This is a genomic window from Blautia sp. CAG:237 (assembly GCF_000436615.1).
Taxonomy (GTDB): domain Bacteria; phylum Bacillota; class Clostridia; order Lachnospirales; family Lachnospiraceae; genus Blautia_A; species Blautia_A intestinihominis.
On the sequence record NZ_FR886770.1, the window covers coordinates 39500 to 42428 of the forward strand.

Genomic DNA, 2929 nt, shown 5'->3' on the forward strand with positions numbered 1-2929 from the left:
GTGGAGTTCAGAGAATATCCGAGATATTTCAGTGTCGCGCCAAACGCATCACGGACAGAATCCTGCATCAGAATGTTGTCCTTGTATTTCGGATCCCAGAGGATCGACCAGCTGTTGACCGGCTCATCCACCATAGTCTTGTTGTAAAGGATACCGACAGTTCCCCAGCAGTATGGTACGGAATATTTATTCTCCGGGTCAAACTGTCTGGACTGTTCCATATACTGCTTGCCGATATTCTTGATATTCGGAATGTTGTCAAAGTTGATCTCTGTAAGCAGGTCATTCTCGATCATTCGCTGGATCATATAATCACTCGGGCAGACCACGTCGTATGCGATTGCACCGGAACTTACCTTCGGATAAAGGATCTCGTTTGTCTCAAATTCTTCGTAAACAACATTGATCCCTGTCTCTTCCTCAAATATGGTCAGGACTCCCGGATCGATGTATTCACCCCAGTTGTAAACAACCAGTTTATCATCATTCACGACACCGCTTTCTTCCGCATAGTAGAATCCGCCTCCGATAAAGAGGATGCAGATCGTCACCGGGATCACACGGCGGATGATGATCTTCTTGACTTTGGATGGTCTGCGGACTTTCTTTCTGGCTGTGGTCTCCTCTTCTTCCTTCGGAGAATAGTTGACCAGGATCAGAAGGACAAGCACCGTCACGAACATGATCGTGGAAAGTGCATAGATCTCCGGTTTGATTCCCTTTCGTACCTCTGTATAGATCTTGGTGGAAAGTGTGTCGATCCCAGGTCCCTTGGTAAAGTGGGTGATAACGAAATCATCCAGGGACATGGTAAACGCCAGCATAAATCCGGAGAGGACTCCCGGCACGATATCCGGGAAAACCACCTTGAAGAAAGCCTTGACCGGGGATGCCCCGAGGTCCATTGCCGCTTCATATGTATAACGGTTTGTCTGTTTCAGCTTCGGTGACACACTCAGGATCACATACGGAATATTGAACGTAATATGCGCGATCAGGATGGTGCCGAAACCAAGTGTCATGTGAAAAGCAATAAAGAGAAGCATCAATGACACACCCATAACGATCTCTGCATTCATCATCGGGATGTTGGTAAGACCCATGTACATGGTCTTCCATTTCTGCTTCATTCCCTGAATGGCGATTGCTGCTGCCGTTCCGATGATCGTTGCGATCGCCGCTGAGACAAAGGCAATGATCAGTGTCGTATAAAAGGCACTCATGATCTGTTCGTTCTGGAACAGTTCTTTGTACCATTTCAGGGTAAATCCGCCCCACTTCGCTCTCGTCTTGGACTGGTTAAAGGACAGCACGACCAGCGTCACGATCGGTGCATACAGCAAAATAAAAATAAGAGCCAGGTATATTTTCTGTAAGTATTTTCTGATCAAAATGTCGCACCCCCGTCTTCGTTGTCGTATTTTGCCACAAGTGCCATACTTGCAATGATGAATACCATCAGCACAAGAGAAAGTCCACTTCCGACATGCCAGTTGCTGTTCTGTTTAAAGGACTGCTCGATCACGTTTCCGATCAGGAGAATCTTACCGCCTCCCAGAAGGTCGGAGATAACGAATGTTGTCAGTGCCGGTACAAATACCATAGTGATACCGCTGATCACACCCGGGATACTCAGCGGAAAAATAACCTTGCAGAAAGTCTGTACCGGATTTGCTCCCAGGTCACGTGCCGCGTTGATAACATTGCTGTCGATCTTGATCAGTACGTTATAGATCGGAAGCACCATGAACGGCAGGAAGTTGTACACCATACCAAGGATGATCGCATACGGTGTATTGATGATCTCCAGTGCCGACAGATGCAGGAAACTCAACACGCTGTTGATGACACCGTTTTTTTCAAGCAGTGTCTGCCATGCCAGGGTGCGGAGAAGAAAGTTCATCCACATCGGCAGGATAAAGATCAGCACGATAAAACTTGTCTGACTGACTTTGTTCTGGCTCAGGATCATTGCCAGCGGATAGGCAAGGATCAGACAGATCGCGGTACTTAAGAAAGACAGAAGGATGGACATTCCCAGAGCCTTCAGATTCTCCGGTGTCGTGATCTGTGCCAGGTTTGAAAATGTAAAAGTTCCCTCATCGCTGGTAAATGCATAATAAACGATCACCAGAAGCGGGATCACGACAAAAGATGCGGACCAGAAAAGATAAGGTCCGGCAAGCAGACGCTTATTCTTCAATGTTTACCGCCTCCTCATCTTCTGATTCCGGTTTTTTCATGATCTGGATGTCAAACGGATCTACATGGATGCTGACTTCCGTTCCAACCGGGAACATATCTGTGCTGTGTACCAGCCATTCATAGTTATTTGCCATGACTTCCATCTCATAATGAACACCTTTAAAGATCAGGTGTGTGACAACACCGTCGATGCTTCCTTCACCCGGTTTGAGAAGGTCGATATCCTCCGGACGGATAACAACGTCAACCGGTTTGTTCTGTCCGAATCCTTCGTCCACGCACGGGAAATTCACTCCGAGGATCTTGACAAGACGATCCTGCACCATCGTTGCAGAAATGATATTACTCTCACCGATAAAATCTGCCACGAAAGCATTCTCCGGCTCGTTGTAGATTTTCTCCGGAGTTCCGATCTGCTGGATGTAACCCTGGTTCATAACTACGATAGTGTCGGACATGGTAAGGGCTTCTTCCTGATCATGTGTTACATACAGGAAAGTGATCCCCAGCTCGTTCTTGAGACGGATCAGCTCGTACTGCATATCCTGGCGCATCTTGAGGTCCAGAGCGCCCAGAGGCTCATCCAGAAGAAGGACCTTCGGCTCATTTACGATTGCTCTTGCGATAGCGATACGCTGCTGCTGGCCGCCACTTAAGGAGTCCGGCATACGGTTCTCGAAGCCGTCCAGGTTGACGAGTTTCAGTGCGTATTTGATCTTGTCAT

General features: G+C 47.7%; 3 protein-coding genes. All 3 read right to left on the reverse strand.

The genetic code is table 11. From position 1 onward, the window contains the following. On the reverse strand, positions 1 to 1391 hold a 1391-nt coding region (locus tag QZL69_RS13215; RefSeq protein ID WP_291519762.1), incomplete at its 3' end, for an extracellular solute-binding protein. After that, complete coding sequence (locus QZL69_RS13220; protein WP_022215665.1) at positions 1388 to 2203, reverse strand: ABC transporter permease; 816 nt, start codon at positions 2201 to 2203, stop codon at positions 1388 to 1390. The genes QZL69_RS13215 and QZL69_RS13220, both read right to left, overlap by 4 nt. Continuing rightward, positions 2193 to 2929: ABC transporter ATP-binding protein (locus QZL69_RS13225; RefSeq protein ID WP_291519765.1), on the reverse strand; the 737-nt coding region annotated here is incomplete at its 5' end. The genes QZL69_RS13225 and QZL69_RS13220, both read right to left, overlap by 11 nt.